This window comes from Bacteroidota bacterium, from assembly GCA_034723125.1.
GTDB lineage: Bacteria > Bacteroidota > Bacteroidia > CAILMK01 > JAAYUY01 > JAYEOP01.
This window is the reverse complement of the sequence record JAYEOP010000237.1, coordinates 1-3,150: the sequence shown is the minus strand read 5'-3', so window position 1 is coordinate 3,150 and position 3,150 is coordinate 1. Positions and strand designations below refer to the sequence as shown.

The 3,150-nt window shown below is 28.9% G+C and carries 2 protein-coding genes and 1 tRNA gene; all 3 read left to right on the top strand.

All coding sequences use genetic code 11. The features are described from left to right. Window positions 1-97: 97 nt before the first annotated feature. The 3 genes from guaA (at window position 98) to U9R42_06600 (ending at window position 3,067) form a co-directional block, all read left to right on the top strand. Window positions 98-1,624 carry a glutamine-hydrolyzing GMP synthase gene (guaA, locus tag U9R42_06610; protein MEA3495689.1) on the top strand — a complete coding sequence of 509 codons (1,527 nt, stop codon included), beginning with the start codon at window positions 98-100 and terminating at the stop codon, window positions 1,622-1,624. After that, a complete protein-coding gene (locus U9R42_06605) occupies window positions 1,581-2,924 on the top strand; it encodes an ABC transporter substrate-binding protein (protein MEA3495688.1) in 1,344 nt (447 codons plus the stop codon). Before guaA ends, U9R42_06605 begins: the two co-directional genes overlap by 44 nt. Before the next feature lie 70 nt (window positions 2,925-2,994). Next, window positions 2,995-3,067, top strand: a tRNA-Lys gene (locus U9R42_06600). Window positions 3,068-3,150 lie beyond the last annotated feature (83 nt).

The following is a 3,150-nucleotide window of genomic DNA, read 5'->3' as shown; positions in this document are numbered from 1 at the left end:
CTTTAGGCACTTTAAGTACTTTAGGCACTCTAGGCACTTCTTCAACTTCTTCATAAAAAATAAATTTCATTATTAACAATCAAAGTATTACTTTTACCTGATGGAAAAAATTATAATTATAGATTTTGGTTCACAATATACGCAATTAATAGCAAGAAAAGTTCGTGAATTAAATGTGTATTCGGAAATATACCCTTACAATGACTTGCCTGAAATTACTGAAGAAGTAAAAGGAATTGTCTTATCAGGAAGTCCGTATTCAACACTTGAAAATGATTCTCCACAATTGGATATTGAAAAGTTTTGTGGAGGAAAAGCTGTAATAGGAGTTTGTTACGGAGCACAACTAATGGTAAATGAGGACAAAGGAGATGTTAAGAAATCTCATATCAGGGAATATGGAAGAGCCAAACTTATAAAAACTCAAAATAAAAGTGATTTATTAATTAATGTAGAAAATTCTCAGATATGGATGTCTCACAGTGATACCATTCTTAAACTTCCCGAAAGTTATGAGATAATTGCCACAACTGAAGATATTCCGATAGCAGCATTTCAAAATAAGCAAAAACAATGGTATGGATTACAATACCATCCTGAAGTTTATCATACTATGGAAGGAAATAAAATGCTGAAAAATTTTATTATTGATATTTGTAAATGCAAACAAAACTGGACACCTTCACATTTTGTAAATACAACAATTGAGGAACTTAAAAATACTTTAACAAACGATAAAGTTGTAATGGGCTTGTCGGGAGGAGTTGACTCGACAGTTGCTTCCACACTCTTACACAATGCTATAGGGGAGAATCTTTATTGTATTTTTATAGACAATGGATTACTCCGAAAAGATGAATTTACTGAAGTAATAGAAAATTATAAACAATTAAATCTTAATGTTATTCCCGTAGATGCAAAAGAAGAATTTTACAATGCATTACAAGGAATTTCGGATCCTGAGGAAAAAAGAAAAGCAATTGGCAAAACATTTATTGAAATATTTGAAACTGAAGCAAAAAAGATTAAAAATGTTAAATGGCTTGGGCAAGGAACAATTTATCCTGATGTTATAGAATCAGCGGGGACAAAAGGACCTGCAGTAACTATAAAATCACATCATAATGTTGGTGGATTACCCGAAAAAATGAACTTAAAAATAATTGAACCGTTAAATCTTTTGTTTAAAGACGAAGTAAGAAAAATTGCTAAAGAAATAGAAATTCCACAAGTACTTTATAGCAGGCATCCTTTCCCTGGTCCCGGATTAGGAATTAGAATTCTTGGAGAAATTACAACTGAAAAAATAAAAATACTTCAAGAAGCTGATTATATCTTTATAAATGAAATGAGAAAAGATAACTTATATGATAAAATTTGGCAAGCAGCAACAATTTTACTTCCTGTAAAAACTGTTGGTGTAATGGGTGATGAACGAACTTATGAATTTACAGTTGTTCTTAGAGCTGTTACTTCTACAGATGGCATGACTGCTGATTGGTATCCAATGCCTACGGAATTTTTATCAAAAGTTTCAAATAAAATAATTAATTCAGTAAAAGGAATAAATAGAGTTGTTTATGATATTAGTTCAAAGCCTCCGTCAACAATTGAATGGGAATAATTTAGCACGAATTTTTTCAATATTTTTGATGCTGTTCGTCTTTCAGTCTTGTATTTTACAAAAACAGGATGTAGAACAAGCTAAGCTTGAAAGTCAATTTATTAAGCAAAAAAATAATATTGATACGATAAAAACATCGCTTATTGAAAAAAAGAAAATTGATACAATTGATATTATTTATCCTGACGTTTTAAAAGAAAGCTACAATATTGCAATTGTACTACCTTTGCTTTTATCGGATATTTATGATAAAGAATACAATCAGGAAGTAATTTCCACTGCCGCACTTGATTTTTATCGTGGAGTTTTACTAGCTCTTGAAGATAGTATTTCTAAACTTGATATTAATATTAATATCTTTGTGCTGGATAATGAAAAAAGTAAATTTAAAACTGATACTGGAATAATTCAACAGTTAGAAGAGATTGATGCTGATTTGATTATTGGACCATTCTTAATAAAAAATATAAAAGTGATTTCGGAATTTTCATTAAAAAATAAAATTCCCTTTGTCTCTCTCTTTTCAACTATTGATTCATGTATTGTTAAAAATCCATATTTTATTTCATTAGAACCAACAGAAGTAAGATTTATAGAAAATGTTTCAAGATATATTGAAAAGAATTTTAAAAATCATAATATTATTTTAATAACAACTTCAACGGGGAAAACAGATTTTGCATTAAAAACTGTTTTGAACACAATTGATACTTCTGTTTTTTCTTCTTTCAAAACTTCAACTGTGAATGTTAATAATATTTCATGGTCAACTGCTTCTTATATTAAATTGCTTAATGATGAAAAAAATGTATTATTATTTCTTATTGATAATGAGGTTATGGTAAATTCAATAATTACAAATTTGGTAGCAGTTGAGAATGAAATTGTAACCATTGTTCCTTTTAAATGGCTTTATTTCAACTCTGTTGATATTTCATATTTGGAAAAAATTAATACCTACTTTGTATCAAAACCAATTATGGAATATTCAGATTCAAGTGTAATTGTTTTTACAAAAAGATATAGGAAAAAATTTAAAACAGAAGCAACAAAATATTCATACACAGCATATTTAACTATGCTGTATTTTACTAACCAATTAGTTTCTCATGGTAAATATTTTCCCAAAGAAGCATTTGTAAAAAATCCTGAGCAAAAAAGCAGGTTTTTTTATTTTCAAAGAACAAATAATTCACAAGGTTTTGATAATTCGAATGTTAAATTTTATACATTTAATAAACATAAGCTTGAAGAAGCGAAACCGCTGATAGTTAGGGATATAGATGAGGATAAAAAATAATATAAAAATATTTAAAAAAAAACTTGCAGGTAAAAATATTATTTTTAATTTTGCACCTCTATTTACAGCGGATTCCGTAGCTCAGCTGGTAGAGCATCGGCCTTTTAAGCCGAGGGTCCTGGGTTCGAGCCCCAGCGGGATCACAAAAAAACCACTTAATTTTAAGTGGTTTTTTTTGTTTACTACTTTTTCACAAATTCTCCCAAAATCGCTGGTTGAGTATAAA

Coding starts and splice junctions, on each gene's coding strand:
- U9R42_06605 (MEA3495688.1), top strand. CDS start 1,581: ATGATATTAGTTCAAAGCCTCCGTCAACAATTGAATGGGAATAATTTA.